The organism is Niabella aquatica (genome assembly GCF_054779315.1).
The window spans coordinates 290,193-312,040 of sequence record NZ_BAAGYM010000003.1 but is presented as its reverse complement, the minus strand read 5'-3'; the positions used below and the strand labels follow the sequence as shown (position 1 = coordinate 312,040).

Annotated in this window: 20 protein-coding genes and 1 pseudogene; 11 read left to right on the top strand and 10 right to left on the bottom strand. The window is 41.6% G+C overall.

The window, feature by feature from the left end:
- Positions 1–13: 13 nt before the first annotated feature.
- Complete coding sequence (pgl, locus tag ACYVBM_RS02965) at positions 14–733, bottom strand: 6-phosphogluconolactonase (RefSeq protein ID WP_460684122.1); 720 nt, start codon at positions 731–733, stop codon at positions 14–16.
- A gap of 173 nt (positions 734–906) precedes the next feature.
- On the opposite strand from pgl, the gene ACYVBM_RS02960 reads away from it, so the two are divergent.
- From ACYVBM_RS02960 to ACYVBM_RS02945, 4 genes are all read left to right on the top strand, one after another.
- Positions 907–1,989, top strand: a complete 1,083-nt coding sequence (locus ACYVBM_RS02960) for an N-acetylmuramoyl-L-alanine amidase (RefSeq protein ID WP_460684121.1) — start codon at positions 907–909, stop codon at positions 1,987–1,989.
- Positions 1,990–2,297: 308 nt separating this feature from the next.
- Positions 2,298–4,919: an MGH1-like glycoside hydrolase domain-containing protein gene (locus ACYVBM_RS02955; RefSeq protein ID WP_460684120.1), complete on the top strand. Its 2,622-nt coding sequence runs from the start codon at positions 2,298–2,300 to the stop codon at positions 4,917–4,919.
- 219 nt (positions 4,920–5,138) lie between these two features.
- A complete protein-coding gene (locus ACYVBM_RS02950) occupies positions 5,139–5,654 on the top strand; it encodes a hypothetical protein (protein WP_460684119.1) in 516 nt (171 codons plus the stop codon).
- Between the two features lie 108 nt (positions 5,655–5,762).
- Entirely contained in the window at positions 5,763–7,037 is a 1,275-nt protein-coding gene (locus ACYVBM_RS02945) for a sugar MFS transporter (protein WP_460684118.1), read from the top strand.
- 64 nt (positions 7,038–7,101) lie between these two features.
- Here the strand turns inward: ACYVBM_RS02945 and ACYVBM_RS02940 are convergent, their stop codons facing one another.
- Positions 7,102–8,037: a helix-turn-helix domain-containing protein gene (locus ACYVBM_RS02940; RefSeq protein ID WP_460684117.1), complete on the bottom strand. Its 936-nt coding sequence runs from the start codon at positions 8,035–8,037 to the stop codon at positions 7,102–7,104.
- A 181-nt stretch (positions 8,038–8,218) separates the two neighbouring features.
- Between ACYVBM_RS02940 and lpxA the strand changes: the two genes are divergently transcribed.
- Together lpxA and ACYVBM_RS02930 are read left to right on the top strand one after the other, a co-directional pair.
- Entirely contained in the window at positions 8,219–9,025 is an 807-nt protein-coding gene (gene lpxA / locus ACYVBM_RS02935) for an acyl-ACP--UDP-N-acetylglucosamine O-acyltransferase (RefSeq protein ID WP_460684116.1), read from the top strand.
- Positions 9,006–9,620 carry an ABC transporter ATP-binding protein gene (locus ACYVBM_RS02930; protein WP_460684115.1) on the top strand — a complete coding sequence of 205 codons (615 nt, stop codon included), beginning with the start codon at positions 9,006–9,008 and terminating at the stop codon, positions 9,618–9,620. Before lpxA ends, ACYVBM_RS02930 begins: the two co-directional genes overlap by 20 nt.
- Before the next feature lie 150 nt (positions 9,621–9,770).
- Here ACYVBM_RS02930 and ACYVBM_RS02925 read toward each other — a convergent pair whose 3' ends face one another.
- Both ACYVBM_RS02925 and ACYVBM_RS02920 read right to left on the bottom strand, forming a co-directional pair.
- The gene (locus tag ACYVBM_RS02925) at positions 9,771–11,924 is read right to left on the bottom strand and encodes a polysaccharide lyase family 8 super-sandwich domain-containing protein (protein WP_460684114.1); all 2,154 of its coding nucleotides are present in this window, start codon (positions 11,922–11,924) and stop codon (positions 9,771–9,773) included.
- 158 nt (positions 11,925–12,082) lie between these two features.
- Positions 12,083–12,688 (bottom strand): trimeric intracellular cation channel family protein, encoded by a 606-nt coding sequence (locus ACYVBM_RS02920; RefSeq protein WP_460684113.1) that lies wholly within the window; start codon positions 12,686–12,688, stop codon positions 12,083–12,085.
- A 136-nt stretch (positions 12,689–12,824) separates the two neighbouring features.
- Here ACYVBM_RS02920 and ACYVBM_RS02915 point away from each other — a divergent pair, with 136 nt between their 5' ends.
- The 3 genes from ACYVBM_RS02915 to ACYVBM_RS02905 all read left to right on the top strand — a co-directional run bounded on the left by ACYVBM_RS02915 (position 12,825) and on the right by ACYVBM_RS02905 (position 15,300).
- The gene (locus ACYVBM_RS02915) at positions 12,825–13,604 is read left to right on the top strand and encodes an enoyl-CoA hydratase-related protein (RefSeq protein ID WP_460684112.1); all 780 of its coding nucleotides are present in this window, start codon (positions 12,825–12,827) and stop codon (positions 13,602–13,604) included.
- 88 nt (positions 13,605–13,692) lie between these two features.
- Positions 13,693–14,304: a hypothetical protein gene (locus ACYVBM_RS02910; protein ID WP_460684111.1), complete on the top strand. Its 612-nt coding sequence runs from the start codon at positions 13,693–13,695 to the stop codon at positions 14,302–14,304.
- A 228-nt stretch (positions 14,305–14,532) separates the two neighbouring features.
- Entirely contained in the window at positions 14,533–15,300 is a 768-nt protein-coding gene (locus tag ACYVBM_RS02905) for a glycoside hydrolase family 25 protein (RefSeq protein WP_460684110.1), read from the top strand.
- Between the two features lie 27 nt (positions 15,301–15,327).
- On the opposite strand, the gene ACYVBM_RS02900 is transcribed toward ACYVBM_RS02905, so the two are convergent.
- Together ACYVBM_RS02900 and ACYVBM_RS02895 are read right to left on the bottom strand one after the other, a co-directional pair.
- Positions 15,328–16,236 (bottom strand): hypothetical protein, encoded by a 909-nt coding sequence (locus tag ACYVBM_RS02900; protein WP_460684288.1) that lies wholly within the window; start codon positions 16,234–16,236, stop codon positions 15,328–15,330.
- 111 nt (positions 16,237–16,347) lie between these two features.
- The gene (locus tag ACYVBM_RS02895) at positions 16,348–16,953 is read right to left on the bottom strand and encodes an L-threonylcarbamoyladenylate synthase (RefSeq protein ID WP_460684109.1); all 606 of its coding nucleotides are present in this window, start codon (positions 16,951–16,953) and stop codon (positions 16,348–16,350) included.
- A 360-nt stretch (positions 16,954–17,313) separates the two neighbouring features.
- On the opposite strand from ACYVBM_RS02895, the pseudogene ACYVBM_RS02890 reads away from it, so the two are divergent.
- Positions 17,314–17,451: pseudogene (locus ACYVBM_RS02890) on the top strand (helix-turn-helix domain-containing protein); the annotation flags it as partial.
- A 180-nt stretch (positions 17,452–17,631) separates the two neighbouring features.
- Here ACYVBM_RS02890 and ACYVBM_RS02885 read toward each other — a convergent pair.
- Complete coding sequence (locus ACYVBM_RS02885; protein WP_460684108.1) at positions 17,632–18,657, bottom strand: 2-oxoacid:ferredoxin oxidoreductase subunit beta; 1,026 nt, start codon at positions 18,655–18,657, stop codon at positions 17,632–17,634.
- Positions 18,658–18,745: 88 nt separating this feature from the next.
- Between ACYVBM_RS02885 and ACYVBM_RS02880 the strand changes: the two genes are divergently transcribed.
- Entirely contained in the window at positions 18,746–19,138 is a 393-nt protein-coding gene (locus ACYVBM_RS02880; RefSeq protein ID WP_460684107.1) for a c-type cytochrome, read from the top strand.
- A gap of 106 nt (positions 19,139–19,244) precedes the next feature.
- Here the strand turns inward: ACYVBM_RS02880 and ACYVBM_RS02875 are convergent, their stop codons facing one another.
- From ACYVBM_RS02875 to ACYVBM_RS02865, 3 genes are read right to left on the bottom strand one after another with little or no spacing between them, the layout of a single operon-like run.
- The gene (locus tag ACYVBM_RS02875; protein ID WP_460684106.1) at positions 19,245–19,430 is read right to left on the bottom strand and encodes a hypothetical protein; all 186 of its coding nucleotides are present in this window, start codon (positions 19,428–19,430) and stop codon (positions 19,245–19,247) included.
- A 39-nt stretch (positions 19,431–19,469) separates the two neighbouring features.
- Positions 19,470–21,263 (bottom strand): acyl-CoA dehydrogenase family protein, encoded by a 1,794-nt coding sequence (locus ACYVBM_RS02870; protein ID WP_460684105.1) that lies wholly within the window; start codon positions 21,261–21,263, stop codon positions 19,470–19,472.
- A 54-nt stretch (positions 21,264–21,317) separates the two neighbouring features.
- Complete coding sequence (locus tag ACYVBM_RS02865) at positions 21,318–21,758, bottom strand: MarR family winged helix-turn-helix transcriptional regulator (RefSeq protein ID WP_460684104.1); 441 nt, start codon at positions 21,756–21,758, stop codon at positions 21,318–21,320.
- Between the last annotated feature and the right edge of the window lie 90 nt (positions 21,759–21,848).

The following is a 21,848-nucleotide window of genomic DNA, read 5'->3' as shown; positions in this document are numbered from 1 at the left end:
TCAGTAACTTAGTTTAAAGTGATCCCACTGCGGCTTCATCTAACATCCATACTGCATTTCCTTTTTTAAGGCTTACCTCTTGCACCGGGTATTTAACTTTTGCATTTTTTGAAAAAATATGTTTGAGAACCGGGGCCTTGGCAGCACCAGCTACCAGGAACATTATTTCTTTACTGTTATTGATTAAACGATAGGTGGAGCTAAGGCGGTAGGTTTGTTTGCTTTCAACCCAAACTTCTTTAATATATTTCCTGGCTTCGTTGAGCACATCAGTACCTGGAAACAGAGACGAGGTATGGCCATCATCGCCCATGCCCAAAAGGGTTAAATCGATCTGCATTTTCTTTCCCAGCGCCCCTGCCATCATCTTTTCGTATTGAATAGCACAATCTTTTGCATCGCCTCTGACCGGCATTGCTAGAACGTTCTTTGTCGGAATTTTTACCTGGTTCAGCAATGCTTCTTTTACCATCCTGTAATTGCTGTCTTCATGCGTATGAGGAACAAAACGTTCATCTCCCCAGAATAGCATTACTTTCTTCCAATCGATATTTCTTGCGAATGCCGGTGTAGCCAGCAATTGGTATAGCCTCTTCGGTGTATTGCCACCAGACAGGGAAACTGTAAACCGTCCGCTATCTGCAATACTTTTATTACATCTTTCTACAAAATAATAAGCTGCGGCTACACTTAAAGCCTCTGCGTTTTCCCAAATCAGTTTTATCTGTTGCATATTTTCTGTTTTACTTTTTAAAGATAGGGTAGCATTAATAAAATCTTAAAATATTATTTTGACTGATACAATTTTAGCGGCTTGTTCACGTTTTACGATGGATTTCGTTATTTTCACATGACGAACGGATATATATACAGACCATTTTAGTTAAGAAAAAGAATAGTATCGCAATGTTTATAAAAAAAACATTTCCAGCCCTGGCTTTGTTTGTACTTTGTGCATGTGGAGATACAACGCCCAAAAAAACCAATGTTCTTACCAAGACACCTGCGAAGTCTCCGGCAGTTAAGCCGCAAACAAACCCTAAGCAAAACCAGACGGTTTTTACGAAGCCTGAGCAAATAACCCGGAATAACAGGCCCAGTGAGCAACCGGAACCAACAAATGTAGCAACAGACAACCCCCAGATAACTTATACACCCCCGGCTTCTTTTAGTGGTTTTCCTGAAATGACGTATGGATCTCCTGCTTATTTTTTAAAGAGGGCAGACAGCCTGCAAAAAGCTTATTCGGTAAGTGATTATAATAAGAATATACAAACCATTATCAACCAGATCACAGAAATTCCAGGTAAAAAGAAAAACCCTGCAGTTACTGCTGAATCCTGGTATGCTGCCATCGATTTTAATATTCGGAAGCCTCATTTTGTGGTACTTCATCATACAGCCCAGACAAGTGCAGAACAAACACTTTTTACTTTTTCTCTGCGCCGTCCTGGCAGAGAATCCAGCTCGCATTATGTTGTGGGCAGAGACGGCTCGGTTTATCAAATGCTGAACGACTATGTACGGTCTTATCATGCGGGGCTGGGTAAATGGGGCAGTATTACTGATATGAATTCCTGCAGCATCGGCATTGAAATAGATAATAACGGATCTGAACCCTTTTCCGATGAGCAGATTAAAGCGCTGTTAAAACTGCTGGATGTTATAAAAAATAAATATGGCATTCCACAGGCTAATTTTATTGGTCACTCAGATGTTGCCCCGGGCAGAAAGGGTGATCCCAGCAAGTATTTTCCCTGGAAGCGCCTGGCTGATGCCGGTTTTGGATATTGGTACGATACCTATAATTTACCTACACCGCCGGCAGATTTTAATGCAGTAATGGCATTGAAAGTGATAGGGTACGATACCCGTGATCTTGCTAAAGCTATCGGGGCCTTTAAACTACATTATATTCAGAACGACACATCTCCTTCACTTACAGATTACGATAAAAAAGTACTGTACAGTCTTTACCGGAAATTCTAAAACAGGTTTTTCTCAAAACGGTCAGGGAGAATGTAAACGAATCCCGGTATATTACATTGTTCATCAGGTTATATGCAATCTAAAAGATCGCATATAACCGTTTCAATTAATATATTTGTAGTAACACTAAGCTGTTATTGGAATTGTTTAGGTTTTATTTTTATTGTAGAAAGAAGCATGAAATCAACGTTCCGAAAGAATTCTGTGTACAAAGTTCATCAAAGGATATTTTTTTGAATGTTTGTTTCTTTGAAAATACTGCTTATTGGCCATCAGCATTAAACATTACCGGTAAAAAAGTTTTATCAATGACAGAAGAGCATAAAAGATTAAGAGAGAATATAAAAAAATCTATACCACTTGAAAAATGGGGCCCGTATGTAAGCGAACGTCAATGGGGTACTGTGCGTGAAGATTACAGCCCCTATGGCGACAGCTGGGGTTATTTTCCTTTTAATCACGCTCATTGCCGTGCTTATTTTTGGGGTGAGGATGGCCTGGCCGGTATTTCAGATTATTTTCAGAACCTGTGTTTTGCCATAGCTTTATGGAACGGGCAGGACCCTATTTTAAAGGAACGCCTTTTTGGTTTGGGAAATTATGAAGGCAATCATGGTGAAGATGTAAAAGAGCTGTATTACTATCTGGATAATATTCCATCCCATTATTATATGGAATACCTGTATAAATATCCCCAGCAGGCTTTTCCTTATGATCAGCTCAGGGAAGAGAACAAGAAGCGCTCCAAATCAGATCCAGAATTTGAGATATTAGATACAGATGTATTTAATAACAGTGCGTATTTTGATGTGCTTATCACTTATGCAAAAACCAACAGCACTGATATTGGTATTAGAATAAGCATTACCAACAGGTACAGCAAGCCTGCGCCCATAACGGTATTGCCAACACTTTGGTTTTACAACCGCTGGACCAGGCACGGAAGCCTTAAAACGAAGCCTGATTTCTCTCCTGCAGGCCCCGGTATTATACATGCAAAGCACGCCCGGCTGGGCAGTTATTATTTCTATTATCAGGATGCAGAGGATGCGTTGTTTACCGATAACGAAACCAATACCCAAATTGTACAGGACATTCCTAACGAAAGTATTTTTACCAAAGATGCCTTTCATGATGCCATCATTCATAAAAAGAATGTAAAAGAGTTGCGCGAGAGAAAATCGGGGACCAAGTTTGCTCCTGTTTACAATTTAAATGTACCGGCGGGAGAAACTGTTACCATTTATTGCAGGCTTTCTGAAAACCCTGTAAGCAACCCTTTTGACAGTGATTTTGAAAAGCTGTTTGACAAGCGTAAAAAAGAGGCCGATCATTTTTATGCCGAAATATTTCCGAAAGGCGTACCCAAACACCTGGCCAACGTGCAGCGACAGGCATTGGCAGGCCTGCTTTGGAGCAAGCAATACTATCACTACGACATAGAAAAATGGCTTTCCAAGTCAGATGGTATTACACCCAATTCCGAACAAAGACAGCACGGGCGCAATAGCGAATGGAAGCACCTGAAGAACCAGGATGTGATTTCAATGCCCGATAAATGGGAGTACCCGTGGTATGCTGCATGGGACCAGAGTTTTCAGTGTATTTCCATGGCGGTAGTGGATCCTGTGTTCGCCAAAAACCAGTTGCTGCTTCTAATGCGCGAATGGTACATGAAGCCGGACGGGCAATTGCCCTCGTATGAGTGGAACTTTAGCGATGTAAATCCGCCGGTGCAGGCATGGGCGGCCATGGAGATTTTCCAGATCGAAAAAAAAGCTACGGGTAAAGGCGATATAGATTTTCTGAAAAAAGTATTTCATAAGCTTCTGATCAATTTTACCTGGTGGATCAACCGGAAGGACCTTAAGGGAGATAATATTTTCGAAGGGGGTTTTTTAGGATTAGATAATATTGGTGTGTTTAACCGCAGCTATCATGACAAAGGCGAAATTCAGCTGGAACAGGCCGATGGCACCAGCTGGATGGGTGTGTATGCGCTCAGCATGATGGATATTGCTTTAGAAATAGCACTGGTAGATAACAGTTTTGAAGATGCTGCTACTAAGTTTTTTGAGCATTTTATTTTGATAGCAGAAGCGCTGAACCAGCATTTGTTATGGAACGAGGAAGATCAGTTCTTCTACGATGTGCTGTGTATGCGCGATGCCGCGCCTCAGCCGTTACGCATCCGTTCCATTGTAGGGCTTACTTCCCTTTACGCCGTTTCTACTATCCGTAAGGAAGTATTTGAGCAATTGCCTGACTTTGCAAAACGGTTTAAATGGTATAAAGATTACCGGCTAAAGAACAAACGCTACTGGCCACAGGAGGAGCACAGGAATGGAGCGGATACATTGCTGTCGCTGGTATCTGCCAGCAGGCTGAAGGCGATGCTTAAAAGATTGCTGGATGAAAATGAGTTCCTGTCAGACGGCGGTATAAGAGCCCTATCAAAGTTCCACGAAAAACATCCTTATTCTGTAACCATCAATGGCGAGGTAAATACGATACAATATGATCCCGGCGATTCTACTTCAGATATGTTTGGCGGTAACTCCAACTGGCGTGGTCCTGTTTGGATACCCATCAATTTTATTATCATACAGTCCATACGCAGGCTGGGAAAATTTTATCATGATAACGTAATGGTTCAATATCCTACAGATAGCGGCGTGGATATGAATCTTTTTAATATCTCTACAAAGCTGGCCCAACGCGTGATTAGTCTTTTTGAAAAAGATGGTCAGGGCGACCGTCCCATTTACGGTCCTTACAACTGGTTTTACAAGCAACCGGAAAACGCAAACCTTATTCTCTTTTATGAGTATTTTAATGGGGATACCGGACGCGGGTTGGGCGCCAGCCACCAAACTGGCTGGACGGCGCTGGTAGCGGAGCTGATCAGTGAAATGGCAGATAAGGAGTAGAAGCTGTTTGGAGGTGAGAAAAGGAATGGGCATAAGGCGTAAATACCACACTCCAACAAACGGGCAATTAGAAAGTACATATACCTTAGACTGGGTATGACAGATATTTAATCCATCGAAAATCAATTCCAATTTTTAACGTCATCCCGATACCTGCGAAGCTGACGATCCATTTTTGTCATCAACTTATTGATTTTGCACTGCAATAAAAAACTGGATATGACAGAAAAGAAGTATGTAGAAGAAATCAGGCAGACAAAAAAGATGAAGCGAAAATTTGAAGATTATACTAACTACTTCATTTTCCTGTGCCCCATTGGAATTATTTTCACTGGTGTGTTAATGGTATTTAGCTGCCTCAGACATAATTTAGAAATCGGGCAATTGTTAATTTCATTTATTCTAATTTCACTTGGGCTTTTATTTGCTTATTTCACATTAAAACGGCTTAATGAGAATATTACATTTGAAACAATCAACAACCCCAAAAATATTGGATTAGAGGAATTGAAAACAACAATAGAAAACAATTTTCGCATAAACGACATTTGTATTGACAAACAATCAGGGGTAATTGAAGTTTTGACAAAACTGACAGGGTTTTCCTGGGGAGAACGTATTACTATCATAAAAGACGGAAATTCATTTTTAGTAAATAGCAAACCTCATCAGCCTGTTACTATTTGCAAAGACAGGAAAAATATAAAAAAAATAAGAAAAATATTAACTGAATAAAATTGCCCCTTCCCCCTCCCCGCCATATTTGCGCAACCGTTTGCTTAACCTGATGGTTCAATCAATAACTTCTGTTATTTTTATTTTTCATTAAACCACCCGTTTTATATGACTGATATTGCAACAGCTGCCAATAAAGAGAAGAGCTATTTAGTGCCAACTATTATTATTGGTATTTTGTTTTTTGTATTTGGTTTTGTAACATGGGTCAATGCTACCCTCATACCATACCTGCAAAAAGCTTGTGAGCTTACGCCCGACCAGGCTGTATTGGTAACTTTTGCTTCTTATATCGCCTATGCGGTTATGGCCTTTCCATCGTCGTGGGTATTAGGTAAAACAGGATTTAAAAAAGGAATGATATTGGGACTGCTGATAATGGCTGTTGGGGCGCTGGTATTCATTCCGGCAGCTTACAGCCGTACTTTCGGCATGTTTTTAACCGGTTTGTTTATAATAGGAATAGGTTTGGCATTATTACAAACGGCAGTAAATCCTTATATAACTATTTTAGGACCTATAGAAAGCGCTGCCAAACGTATTAGTGTGATGGGTGTTTGTAATAAAGCTGCCGGGGCCATTGCTCCGCTTGTAATGGGAGCCGTTTTGCTGAATGGTATGGATAAGTATGAAAATGCGGGCAGTTTGCCTTTAGATCAGAAAAACCTGCTGTTGAATGAACTGGCTTCAAAAATTGTAACGCCTTACATCGTTATTGCCATATGTTTTGTAGTGCTGGCTATAGCCATCAGGTTCTCTGCTTTGCCGGATATAAAAGATGAAGAAGAAACCAACCCTGCTCATGCTGCTCCTGACAGGGCAAGTATTTTCTCTTACCCGTATTTATGGCTGGGCTTTATTTCTATATTTCTTTACGTAGGCGCAGAGGTTATTGCCGGGGATATTATCCAGTTATATGGTAAGGAGGGATTGGGTATGCCGGTTGATATTATTAAGCACTTTACAACTTATACCATGATAGGGATGCTTACAGGTTATGTGCTGGGCATTTTGCTGATCCCCAAAGTGGTTTCCCAGAATACGGCGCTTAAATTTTCGGCTGTTCTCGGGATAGTACTTTCAATAGGTGTAATATTTATGCCGGGCAAGTATTCTATTTTGTGCCTGGCGCTTTTAGGATTTGCCAATGCACCTATATGGCCTGCCATATGGCCTTTATCTATTGACGGGTTGGGCAAATACTTAAAAACCGGTTCTGCTCTTTTAATTGTTGGTATTGCCGGTGGCGCTATTATTCCAAAAACATGGGCGGCCATCAGCACAAGTACCGGTATGCAACAGGCTTTTTGGATACTGGTGCCCTGCTATGCATTTATCCTGTTTTTTGCTGTAAAAGGCAATAAAATAGGAAAAACGGTTTGAGCGGGAAAAAATAATGCTTAACCACCACCCGCAGAACTTTAGTTGAGATGTATTTTTGTTTTGCTTAACGCAGCAACAATTCACACGGCTTCAGCCCGGTTTGCTTTTTAAAGGCAGTGCTGAAATGGGAGATAGAAGAATAGCCCAGCATCATAGATACATCAGTAACATTAAGCCCTTTTTCGTACAAAAGATATTTGGCATGTTCCATGCGCTGGTTCTGGTAAAAATCAAAAATAGTAGTGCCATACATTTCTTTAAAGCCCTTTTTAAGATAGCACTCATTCATAGCCACTTTGCGGCTTAATTCTTTGATAGTAATAGGCTGGCTGATGCTTTGGATCAGGATATCCCTGGCCATCATGATCTTTTCCCGATCAGTATCACTGTTTAAGAACCGGCAGGATAAAATTTCCTCTTTGTCAGAGACCCAGTCCATACTATACAGCAGCAACATCTGAAGTTGGGCATTGACATAAATATTTTCCAGGCTGCCCGTGTATTTATGATTGACCAGGGCTTCAATTACCCCACGGCTTCTGCAGCACAGGGGGATGTTTTTCTGGAAAGAATCTTTTTTAGTAAAGCGTAGCAGTACATCTGTATCTGTACCAGCCGCGTTTGCAGTTTTTCCGCTGGTAAACTGCGAGAGCTGGGGCGCAGCATAATCTACCGATACGACATCATAGCAGGGAATGCTTTGCGCACAATTTCTGGTATTACCAGCTGTACATTTCTGGCAGTTATCGGCTGCGCAGTACATGTTACCGGCGACACAAAATCTCAGCTTGAGGCTATTCTCATCATTGCTGTGGCCCTTGTACTCATAGTTAACAATACCTAAATCTTCTGAGGTGTTTTCCTCATCACGCATATATCGCTTAATAGAGTATTTTACCGAACCCGGAATATGCTGTTCCTTGCTGCAAATAGGTTGTAAGCTGGAAAAAGCCGGCATCCATTCCTCAGCAAAGCTTTCTATTTTTTGTAGTTTGCTCATTTAATTAGCGCAAAAATAATATTGTTTGTTAAAATAGTCAACTAACAGGTATTAGTTTATAAATTTGAAGGTTATATTGAATCTTCATACAACTCAAATATTACCAAATAGTTAATTTTGCATGCCGCCAGCTGTGCGTTATCACTAACTTAATGGTTTAGCGGGTATTGACAACTTTATAATGATACATTTTAATTCATACATACATCCGGACGCCAAAGTGGCTACCAATGTTAAAATCGACCCGTTTACTGTTATTCACCCCAATGTAGAAATTGGTGAAGGCACATGGATAGGCTCAAATGTTACTATACAGGAAGGATCGAAGATCGGGAAAAACTGTAAAATTTTTCCCGGCGCTGTAATAGGTTCTGAACCCCAGGATAAAAAGTATGCAGGGGAAAAAACCACGGTGGAAATAGGAGATAACTGCGTTATTCGTGAGTTTGTAACCATACATCGCGGCACCAGCGACCGGTTGAAAACAGTGGTGGGCAACGGTTGCTGGATATTGGCTTACAGCCATATAGGTCATGATTGTATTATCGGGAATTGTTGTACGCTAAGTAACAGCACCCAGATTGCGGGGCATGTGGTGCTGGGTGATTATGTAGGTTTTGGAGGAGTGGTGGCCGTACACCAGTTTGTAAAAATAGGTTCCCATTCATTTATAAGCGGAGGCTCCCTGGTGAGTAAGGATGTACCTCCGTTCATTAAAGCTGCCAGGCAGCCCTTAAGCTATGCGGGGGTAAATTCTGTCGGCCTCAAAAGAAGGGGCTATAGTATTGATAAGATCAACCATATTCTTGATATTTACAGGATTCTTTATAATAAAGGGCTTAATGTAACGCAGGCGGTACAGATACTGGAGGAGGAGTTTCCTGTAACAGAAGAAAGGGATGAAATACTCACTTTTATACAGGAAAGCACCCGAGGAATAATAAAGCGTTACAGCAAAGGCAACGGCGATGATGATTCAATTGCATAACGCCGGTAAACGCTATAACAGGGACTGGGTTTTTCGTAATCTTACCTATACCTTTCAAACAGGCGCTTACGCTATTACAGGTCCTAACGGAAGTGGGAAAAGTACCCTTTTACAAATTTTGAGTGGCGCCGTTACTGTAAACGAAGGTCGTTGTTCTCATGTTTTTAATGATGAAGCTGTTACTCCGGATAAGGTGTTTAATTACACCGCCCTTTGTGCCCCATACATAGAACTGGTAGAGGAATTTACACTTGAGGAGTTTTTATCGTTTCATCAGTCTTTTAAACCATTCCTGACCGGCCTGAGCATTCATTTTATTATCAAAGAAATACAGCTGGAGCATACAGAACACAAAAAAATAAGCGAGTACAGCAGCGGTATGAAGCAACGGGTAAAGCTGGCCCAGTGCATTTTTTCCAATGCCCCTGTTGTGCTGTTGGATGAGCCCTGTACCAATTTAGATGCTGCGGGAATAGCCATGTACCAGGAGCTGGTAGCACAATATTGTGCTAACCGGCTGGTTATTGTTAGCAGCAATGATAAGGCAGAATACGGTTTTTGTAATAACATGCTGGATATTACCGCTTATAAGTAACAGCTGCAATGCGCTTCATTTGATTTACCGATACAGCAAAATAGTCTGGATAGCATGTGCCGGCGGCTTTACTGCTATTGCTCCGTTTATCGATTCCACAAAACTAAAAGCGCGGGCTTTTTTTTGAATAGTTATTATTTGTTCCGGTAATTACAGTATCCTTACCGGAGTTCCTGAATTAAAACCCTGTGGTAAGGATACGGAGTATTTTTTATTGTTAATAGAAAAGCTTATGGAAGCGTATTTCCGGGCAGGGTCGCTTACATACACTTCAAAATTCTTCTTATTCTTTTTAACCTGGTATAGCCCGGGTATGCGCGAGCTAAACGAAAATCCCTCTGCTGTTACGAGGGCGCCTGAGTGATAAAGCGCTATATAGTAGGTTTGTGTTTCGGGTAAGAACACTGCCTGTATTTCGTTCGTATTTTCCAGTATCTGTACATTGCCGGTCCTCCATTTGAGAAACTCCTCTGCTGCCACATCGGGCAGCACTACATACGCATATTTTTCGTTCTCCGGCTTTATTCCATGATCCAGCCACAGCGTAAAGACATTGCCCTCGTGCATAAAATTTTCGGGATATATACTCATAATGCTGCTCCAGGAGCTTTTTCTTTTTTGCTGTTGTACATAAAAGCCGGTTGCCGCATTTCCCAAATTAATATACCCGGTTTTTTCGTGATAAATCCTGTCTGTTTGAAGCAAATGTAATAACGTGTCGCTTATAGGTTGAAGTGTGTTTCCCTTCTTTACCTGATAGCTGCCTTTACTCAACTTTTGCTCAAGCGTTGTATAAACAGGCAATGGCGTATTCGAATGTATGCCGGCACCTATGCAAACCATCATGCTGTTGGTATAGATCCAAAGCTTTTTAGCAATCAGGCTGTCTCTTTCGAAATCCATTGCGGTCATGCCACTGTTCCCATTATTGACGTTGCCTACAAAAGCGTTTTTATTCCGGTATCCATTATAAGATAATGCCGGGATGGGTGCATTGCTATAAGCAGCAGTAATGCCCGGCAGTTTGCGCCAATCCCAGATGGGGAAGATATTTTCATACTCTTTTCCTGTAACGTACACATAAGTAGCTCCGTCTGCCAGGTAATAACCTTTTAAATTATCCCCATTTAAAGCCTCGGCACCCTGCACACGCGGAGAGGACATCTTAACAGAGGCCATCCAGTTGGGTGTGCGATGTATGGTGAGATCTGAAAGCCAGAAATGATAATTGCCGTTGAGCAAGGTATTGACTGATGGCTGTTGGGAGAAGTTGTTTGCAAGGAGGCCAAAATAGTTCTTTTGGTGCAGGCTGTCTATATCAGCCAGGTTTTTTATAGCCTGCCCCGCTGCAAGCCCTTTATGGAGCTGGGCATTATTGAAAAACTGCCTTCCTAATGCATTTACGTCTAAAAACCCTTTCCATAATATTCTTCCGTAACCTTCATATAGCAGTTGGTACAAAATATTTAGCTGGTTTTGATCGAATGCCGCCTGCGTATTTGCAAATACATTACCCCAGAAACCCATCGACGTTACAAACGCCATCCCGTAATTGCCAAACTGCTGCTGCGGGCCGTGCTGGTGAAAACTCTGGTCAGGCTTTATACCTTCTTCGCGATCTGTTCTTATTTCGGAAGCAATAGTATCGCGTGCTTTCATTGCCAATAAGGCGCTATCCTGCAACAAGGCCCGCATAAATACATTACCTGCAAGCCAAACCTTATTCTGCCCGGTCATACCAAACCTGGCATTTTGCAGAATGCTGAGCACGGCGGCTTTTTCGGATTGGGTAAGCTCGGCTTCCAGTAGCAATGCTGTTTCGCCCAATGCTTTAGGAATACCTATTTGGTTATACCACCAATTAGAAGATACCGGCTTTTTATCGATCCAGAATTGTAAAGATTGATGGATTATAGCGAGTATCTTGCTGCTCATGTAATAGGGGCCGCCTTTTTTTTTATAATTCCTGGCAAGATCCTGCAGCCTGTCCACATGCAGCCTGGACGGCCAGCCCGACCTGTTTTGGGATTCATAATCAATATCGCTGAAAGAACCGTCAGGCTGGTACCTGGAAAGAATTATATCTATAGTTTTCTGATCTTCAAACTTTTTTGACATCAGGTCTGCCACTACCTGGTCTGCCACGTAACTTTCTCGTTGGATAGCGCTTAGCCTAAAATCTTTTTCTGAGTGTAACAGTTGAGTTACTATATTATGCTTTAGTTGTTGTATGAAATGTGTTTGTGCTTTTGCCGGAAAATATGTAGTACATACAAGAAGCAATAAGAGCCTAAGCTGTTTCATATTTAATTGCTGATAAAGGAAGCTAAATTAATCATTTACGCAATAAGCAACAGCGTATGCGTATATTTTCATTTAACCTGTCTGTATTCAGGGCATTACCGCAAATTTTATAAATAGGAAGGCGTTTGCTATTTAATGCCTACAAATTACAAAGCGGATCAAATCTCTGGCAGGGTCAATCTTTTTCTTTTAGAATAGATTCTAATAGCAACCACTAATACCACACATATAGCAAGGTCGAAATTTTTTGAAGTAATCAGGTATTTATTGATGATAATAAACACCGTGCCGCCTATAGCGCTGGCAGTGGCATAAAGCTCCCCTTTTCTTAAAAGCATGGGTGGGTAGCCACAAAAAATATCAGCGATCAGTCCTCCAAAAGTAGCCGTAATAACACCCATGGTAAGCGAATAAATTTCATTGGCTCCGTAAAGAGAACCCACTTCAATACCTGCTGCTGTAAAAAGGCCCAATCCCATCGCATCAGTAAAAAATATGGTGCGCCTGAAATTATTAACCTTGTCTTTTACGAGGAAGGTTACAAAAGTGCCTGCAAATACCAGCCCTATCGCCAGGTTATCATTCATCCAGGTAAGTGGGCGAACGCCTAACAGCAAATCGCGCAAGGTACCTCCGCCATAGGCCGAAACAAAGGCTACTACCAGCCCGCCAAATACATCTAACCTGGCTCCGCGTGCTTTAAAAGCTCCGGCAAGCGCAAATACAAAAATCCCCGTATAGGTAATGACAGTTAAAAAATTCACGCCGCAAATTTAGCAGAGCTTCCTGTATTAATCTTTATTTGCGTTTATAAAGTGTTGTTTATTTTTGTTATAGCGGGTATGGCTGTAAGGCTGGTCTTTCGCCTGGGGGTGATACCTGGTTTATTAAAAATAAAGTATGCAGTACACTACACTGAATTTTGAAGTTAGCTACCAGATAGGGATCGTTACCATTAACCGGCCGGATAAGCTGAACGCTTTAAATAAAACCGTATTTGATGAGCTGGATATTGTTCTGGATAAGATCATCAATGAACAGGGTATAAAGTCCGCTGTTATTACCGGAAGCGGAGAAAAAGCATTTGTTGCGGGGGCTGATATTTCGGAGTTCAGAAACCTGGATACTGAAGAAGGCGCGGCTTTAGCCAGGCGCGGACAAACGGTTTTCGATAAAATTGAGAATAGCCCTAAAATAATAGTAGCTGCGGTAAATGGTTATGCTTTAGGCGGCGGTTGCGAGCTGGCGATGGCCTGCCATTTCAGGGTGGCTGCTGATAATGCCAGGTTTGGCCAGCCCGAAGTGAATTTAGGATTACTGCCCGGTTATGGTGGTACCCAACGTCTTACCCGGCTTATTGGAAGGGGAAGGGCCATTGAGTTATTAGCTACCGGCAATATGATCGATGCAGTTACTGCTTTTAATTATGGGCTGGTCAATCATGTGGTTGCGGGTAACGAATTATTGGCCAAGGCAAAATCTATCCTGGCGGTTATTCATACAAAAGCGCCTCTTGCGGTTGCAGCCTGCCTGGAAGCGGTACAACTGGCTTATGCAGATAATAATAGCGGCTATTTATTGGAAGCCAGGGCTTTTGGAGCATTACTGCAAACAGCAGATAGTAAAGAAGGCGTTACTGCTTTTTTAGAAAAAAGAAAGCCTGTATTCTCCGGTACTTAATTATATAAAAGAATTTAAGCGTTTTCTTTGTTTTCTTTAAAAACTGGAATAGGATTTGCATTAGCTTGGAGTAAAAAGCAGGAGCAGCATGATGCCTATACGAGATAATGGGTGCTATTGCCTAACATTGGAAACTATTGATACGGTAGATATCTTTATCAAACCTATGTACAAACAACTTATCGTACATAGCCTTAATCATTTTATAGATAGTAAAGGATTAATAGTATATGGATGGTGCCTTATGTCCAATAGATTATATATGATTTGCCAGTCGCTGGAAACCAGTTCCTTTAAAGAATTAAGAAAAAGCTTTATTACATTTACCTGCGAAAAGATTATAGAAGCGATAAAAGAAGAACATACCGAGCGTAATACCTGGTTATCAAAACATTTTCAACAACCTACTTCCTACGGTATAACCCAAACCTGTTGGGGGGATTTAAAAATCACATCCCAAATAGATATGCAGCAGCCCCAAGGCATGGCAGAGCAGCTTGAATTTATACACAGTATCCCGGTTAAGGAGCGGGTGGTACAATACCCTTCTGATTATATTTATAGTTCTGCAAGAGATTACGAGGGCCTGCCCGGGCTGGTAAAAATTACCTGCCCCGCAATAGTAGAAAATGAACTGTACGAAATTGAGAGCCGGAAAAATGGGTTCAGGACTAATTACAATCATCAATCCCAATCTTAGCCATACCTTAGCCAGACGCATGCAGCGACTTCGTCCTCTTACAAAAATATTTATCGCTCCGGGATTCGATGTTTTTTCAAGTAGCTGTTTTCGATCAATGGTTTACACGCTGCCTGTTATTTTGAAAATAGAATAAAGTGGCAGCTAAAGGGCTGTAAGAGCACTATCGGATAAATTTTAAACAGGCTCTTTAGCTTCAGCCAATATATTTGTACCTGCAAATAGTTAATGGCAAAGAAAAAGCGAAACAGATATAACAGCTTAAAATTAATTGCTTCAGCGCTTTTAATAGGTACGCTGGTACTTTTGCTGCTGCAATGGATCCAGTCTCAAAAAATAAAATTTGTACATTATGATGCTTTTGGTATTGATATGCCGGTAGCTTATTCTATTCATGGTATTGATGTGTCGCGCTATCAGAAAAAAATTGCATGGCTGGGCGTAAAGGAAATGCGGGTAGCAGACATCCAGCTCAATTTTGTATTTATGAAAGCCACAGAAGGCGTAACACTTACCGATCCTTCTTTCAAATATAACTGGCGCAATGCCAAAAAGCAGGAAATAGCGCGAGGCGCCTATCATTTTTTTACTCCTGCAGAAGATCCCGCTAAACAGGCAAAATTTTTTATATCCAGGGTAAAGCTGGAGCCTGGAGATCTTCCTCCTGTACTGGATGCCGAGGTCGCCAGCATTTTCCCTGTAAATGTGTACCGTCAAAAAATAAAAACCTGGCTGGATATAATAGAAGCGCATTATAAAATAAAGCCCATTATATATACCAATGCCGACTTCTATAAAAGATACATGGGGCCTGAGTTTGACGACTATCCCTTATGGGTAGCCCATTATTACGAAAAGAAACAACCACGCATTAACCGGGCCTGGACCTTCTGGCAGCATAATGACCGTGGTAATGTAAGCGGTATTGACGCTAAGGTCGACTTTAATGTCTTTAACGGAGATATAGTTGCCTTTCAGCAATTGCTGGTAAAATAAGCCTGGGGTATAAAAAACCATCCCTGGCTATTTCTTTATCTGCGGGTAAAACGACAGCCCCAGGGAAAATAGAAAATTACGGGATTGAACATTATAATGATCCACATTGCGATTACCGTATTTATCGGGTGTGCCGGAGGTAAAAGGATCTGAAGAAAAATTAAAACCCATATCCAGCTTCAGCCAGTCGTTATTCTTAAAGCCGGCCTGTAATAAAACGGCGGGCTCAAACAGTCCGAATGTTTTGCTGCGGGCATAATAATACCCCAGTTTCAGCTCTTCATCTTCGCTGTAGCTGGTTTTTATATTATTTAGTTTCAATAACGAAAAACGCGGCGCTACAGACATACGCAGGTAATCGTTAAAAAAGAAATTAAAAGATGGATGGAAAAAATACTTTACCGTATTTGCCTCATAATGCCGGTGCCTTTCAACATTATAGGGCGCTGCATTATCTGCCGATGACATCTTACCAAAACCAACTCCTGCCACACCATTAAAATACGCCTTTTTACCTGCTCCCATGGCCGAGTAAAAACCAGCGCCTATATCTATCATAGATCTTTTGTAAGACACCAGGGTGTTGCCATCTGCATTCGAAAGGTCATCTTCATTGTATTTATCTTTTTCGTTTCTTACCATGGCCGATGCAGTAAGCATAAAATGATTGGTAACGGCTACTGCTGCCTGCCCGTCAAAACCATAAGAATGATCCAGGGTTTCGTTATCGCTGGCATCATCGACTTTATTCAGCATCGCTACCGGGTTAGCGGCTCCTGCTGCAGAAAACTTAAAATCGCCCTGCTGTCTTAAAAACGCGGCATTATGTACTGATGGGGAATTGATATACCGTGGATTAGTGCAGGCAAAAAAACTTATGGATAAAAGTAATAGCAGGAAAACTAAAAATCCTCGTACAGGGTTGTAATGACACATTTGAAAACAGGGGGTTTAACTAATATAAAAAGTATTCAGATAAAAGACGGTAAATCAATAGCAAACGCAACAGTGTTTTTTGAGAAGTGAATTTTTTAAACAGGTTCCCGATCATTCCCATTCTCCTGCTCCCATTCTTATTACTTCATAATCGTCATTTACACAGTTGATAATGGTAGAAGGAACACTACCACCGGGCCCTCCGTCTATTACTATATCAACGAGGTTTTTATATTTTTCATAAATGATCTCCGGATCTGTATAGTCTTCTACGAAGTCACCTGGCAAAGAGGTACTTAAAATAGGGTGATCCAATTCATCAACAAGCGCTAAAGCTATTTTATTATCGGGTATGCGCAGCCCGATCGTATCTTTTTTACTTTGTAGTATTTTGGGCACCTGTTTACTCGCCTGCAATATAAAGGTATAGGGGCCCGGCAAATGCTCTTTTAACATACGGTAGGTAGTATTAGATATTTGCCTGGCAAAATCGCTCAGGTGGCTCAGGTCGCAGCAAATAAAGGAAAGCTGCGCCTTTTTAGGATCTATTTGTTTGATGCGGCATATTTGCTCAATGGCTTTGGTGTTATAAATATCACATCCCAGCCCATAGATGGTATCCGTTGGATAAATAATAATACCGCCTTTTCGCAATGTTTCAGCCACCTGCTTAATCAACCTTTCCTGCGGATCTTTGGGATGGATATGAAGTAACATAGGTCAAAGTTAATTAAAGTTGAGAAGTTAAATGATTAACGGTGTGATAAAGCGCTTTTTGTACAATCTTTTGAAACCAATCAATTCTGGTTCGGGCTAAATAAATATTTTCGCAATTGTTTTATCTTCAACAAAGATAAACGCTGGACAGAGGTACTATCATTCGTTTGGCAGAGATGCTATCAGGCAACTAACAGTCATGGATTCAATAATTATACTGCTATTAATTTTTGTGTTAATTTCGACTGATACGCTCCGGTTACCTACCACTATCTCATTGAAACGGCCAGGCGAAACATTGAGGGTGATATTACTATTGAAGAAGTAAAATGTCCCTGTAAATGATACAGAAAAAAAGTTTTAGAGCTTATTAAAAACAATACAAGCGTAACTTACAATGACATTGCTTCAATTATAAAGCGAAATAGAAAAACAGTACAACGTGCAATAAATAAACTTAAACAACTTGGTTTAATACAACGGGGCCGGAAGCGATAAAACAGGCTATTGGAAAATTATTGAATAATCTGTTTATATATGGGGTTCAGCTTCTACTACAGGCATGGTAAGACTTGTTTTTTTACTTTTCATTTCAAATTGCCATGCTTTGAAGCATCTCAAAACCATTCTTCATTAAAACCATATATATATAAACTTGTATATCCAGCTTTTAACAGGCTACTGTACCTCCCATGTTTCTTTACCCCGCAGCAGCGCATTCAGGTCGGGTGATTTGCGGGCTATAGCATCCTCAAGCTGCAGGGCCATCATTTCCTCGTAACAAGGACGGTCTGCTTCATAAAATACGCCAAAAGGGCGTGGTAAATGTCCTTCTATATCAGGATCATCAAAAATACGGGTAAGGATCTGTGCTTTGTAAATATCCTGCTCATCATGTATCCAGAGATCATCAGCGCTATAGCCCGATCCAATAGTAACTACCTGCGGCTTAAAGCCGTCCAGCCGTAAACCTTTATTGCCTTCTGCCCCGAATACCAGAGGTTTGCCCTGCTCCAGGAATAAGGTTTCTGCAGGTTTTGAACCTTTTTCTGTAAATATTTCAAAAGCGCCGTCGTTGAAAATATTGCAGTTCTGGTATATTTCAAGAAAGGAAGCGCCTTTATGATGGTGCGCTCTCAATAGCATCGCCTGCAGGTGTTTGGGGTCCCTGTCCATGCTCCTGGCTACAAAGCTGGCATCTGCACCCAATGCCAAGGCAGCAGGATTAAAAGGATGGTCGATGCTGCCGAACGGTGTGGATTTGGTGATCTTATTGGCTTCAGAGGTAGGGGAATACTGGCCTTTGGTTAACCCGTAGATCTGGTTATTGAACAACAGGAAATTTACATCGAAATTCCTGCGTAGCATGTGAATGGTGTGGTTACCCCCAATGCTCAGTCCATCTCCGTCCCCGCTCACGATCCAGACGCTGAGCTCTGGCCTTGAAGCTTTTAAGCCGCTTGCAATAGCTGTGGCCCGCCCGTGGATGGAGTGCATGCCATAGGTATTCATATAGTAGGGAAAGCGGCTGCTGCAGCCAATACCTGAAATAAAAACAATATTTTCTTTGGGAATATCCAGGCCCGGCATAATTCTTTGCACCTGGGCAAGTATGGAATAGTCGCCACAGCCGGGGCACCAGCGTACCTCCTGGTCAGTGGCAAAATCTTTTGCTGTTAATGTGGGTACTAAAACTTCTGACATCTTTTTAAAATCGAGCGCAAAGTTACGATATTAACGGGGATTACTATTGTTAATGACAATTACATGACGTTTTTCAGTAAATTGCTACATGTTTCAAAATAAAATGTTCCTGGTAATATTGCTGATCGCTTCGCTTATAATGGTGGGCTTTATCAAAACAAAACCATTGAAACGGCGAAATTTGAAAGTGTTACCCGCTGATATTACCGGAGAAAAACTGGACAGCCTGATGGAAACCTATAACAAAGGGCTCGGTGTAACCTGCGATTTTTGCCATACACAGGAAGTAAAAAGCGGGGATACCACACTCAACTTTGCATCTGACAATAACCCTGTGAAAGAAGAAGCACGGAGAATGATGCGGCTTACTATGGATATTAACCAGAAATATTTTAATTATGACACTACAATTCATCCGGCATATTTAACCAGGATCAGCTGTAATACCTGCCATAAAGGGAACGCATACCCTGAGGAGTAAAGATAAGTCCGGAAGCCAGAAAGTAGGGAAGCAGGATCGCTTCCAATCTTATCGCTCATTCTTTACAAAAACCATTCGCGCTTTATCGGCTTTATAAATTGAGTTATTAAATGGTGCCAATTCTTTTATAATCGCTTGCCGGAAATCTGCCGCTGTTTCTTTCATAGCTCCTGATTATTTTTATTTTAGTGCCCTCTACATGATACGATATATCGTATTGACCCAACTTATCGGAAATACCTGATACTATCAGTTTGGGGCAGCAGGAAGAAGCCGCCTGAAATTTTTTCATAGTAAAAATGATTTTACTTTTCAGGTTATGATGATCATGCTATAAATGATACTTGCCGGTTCTAAACATCGCATCTGCAATGTTTCTCCGTGCTGCTTTTGTATTAAATGGCTCGGCTTTGGTGAAGCGTTTTAACCCTATCAGGATCATGCGCTGTTCATCGCCTTCGGCAAATGCGTTAATGGCGTCTTTACCGTTTTTATTTATTTTATCCGCAGCATCGTATAAAAAAGTGCGCATCATGTCTGTATAAAGAGTGGCATTTTTTTCACCCCTTTCTTCAGCGATTTTAATAGTACGGAGCAGCACGCTTTCTGCATGAAAAGTTTCAATAGCCATATCAGCAATATTCATTAGCAGTTCCTGCTCGTTTTCAACCTGCCTCATCAGCTTTTGTATGGCTGCACCTGCCACCATCAGGATGGCTTTTTTAAAGTTGGCTACCAGTTTTCTTTCTGCTGCAAAAGGTGCTTCATCTCCGCCTCCAAAGTCAGGAATGCTCATCAGTTCCTTTTGTACTTCCATGGCCGGGCCCATCAGGTTTAAGCGTCCCTGCATAGCACGTTTCAGCGTCATATCTAAAATAAGCAGGCGGTTAATTTCATTGGTTCCTTCATAAATACGATTAATACGGCTGTCCCGATAAGCGCGGGAAATATTATACTCATCGCTAAACCCGTTACCACCATGGATCTGTACTCCTTCGTCCACCACATAATCCAGCAGTTCGCTGCCATACACTTTTAGTATGGCACATTCAATGGCATATTCTTCGGCAGCGCCCAATAAAGCCTCGTTAAAGGGCTTGCCCTCTGAAAGCAATTTTCTTTCCAGCTCATCGATCCATTTAGCAGTACGGTATAAAGCCGATTCTGCTGCAAATATGCGGATCGCCAATTCCGCTATTTTATGCTTGATCGCACCGAAATTAGCAATAGGCTGCTTGAATTGCTCCCGTGTTTTAGCATATTCCACGCTGGTTGCAAAGGCTTTTTTAGCACCACCCAATGCGGCTGCACAAAGCTTCAACCTCCCGATATTTAAAATGTTAAAAGCTATTTTATGTCCTTTACCGATCTCACCCAGTACGTTTTCTACCGGTATTTTTGCATCCTGGAAATAAAGCTGCACAGTAGAAGAGCCTTTAATACCCATTTTTTGCTCTTCCGGTCCATTGGTAAAACCTTCCATTCCCCTTTCTACGATGAATGCTGTAAATTTATCCCCGTCTACCTTTGCAAAGACAGTGTATACCTTTGCAAAGCCGCCATTGGTGATCCAGCATTTCTGTCCGTTCAAAATATAGTATTTCCCGTCATGGCTGAGCGTTGCCGTTGTTTTAGCGCTTAAAGCATCGCTGCCTGCGTTAGGTTCGGTAAGGCCATAGGCGCCCACCCATTCACCGGTTATGAGCCGGGGTATATATTTTTGCTTCTGCTCTGTTGTTCCGAAATACAAAATAGGTAAAGTGCCAATACCCGTATGAGCTGCAATAGCCACAGAAAAAGAATGTCCGGCACCGAGGTATTCATTAATGATGGTGGAGGTAATAAAGTCTTTTCCTAAACCGCCATATTCCTCAGGAAAGGCTGCCGCCAAAAGTCCCTGTTCGCCTGCTTTTTCCACAAGGGATTTCATTAAACCTTCTTCCAGGCTGTCGATACGGTCTAATTTGGGCCATACTTCTGCATTTAAGAACTGCGTACACATATCACGTATCATTAACTCTTCCTCATCAAATTGCTCGCTGGTAAAGGTTTCAGCCGGCTGCGCTTCCTTGATAAGCCATTCGGCTCCTTTAATTATTTCTGTAGGCACAACTGTAGCGCTCATTGTATGGTGGTTTAATTGTATCAAAATTTTATACATGTCTATGACAACGACAGGCTACCTCAAATTCTCATACACCTGTTTCAGTACGGCCCGGCATACTTCAATATCAGCCGCATTTACACCTGCCAGGGCTTCGTTTACTGTTTCTGCAGCAAAAGCATGGCAGGTCTCCTCTAATCCCTTCGCTTTATCCGTAAGGTAGATGAGGTTTTTACGCCTGTCGGTGGTTGAGGCAACACGGCTTACGAGCCCCGCTTTTTCCAGGTTGTCTACCAGTCTGGTCATGCTGGGTTTATCCCTGAAGGTGGCCTGGCAAAGTTCCTGCTGGCTGCTGCCATCCACTTTCCATAAATGATACAACACGCTCCATTGCTCTATCGTAAGAAATAAACCTGCACTGTTAAACTTCTTTTGCAACCGCCTGGCAATAGCCGTGTTCGCAACTCCTGTTATAAAACTATATAACTCGCTTTTTTTTAATTGGTTGTTTGGCATATAGTTGTTTTGACAACTAATTAAAGTTAGTAAGATTTCACCATTACAAAAGCTTAAAGATTTTTATTGATCGGGGTTAAGATTGATGTT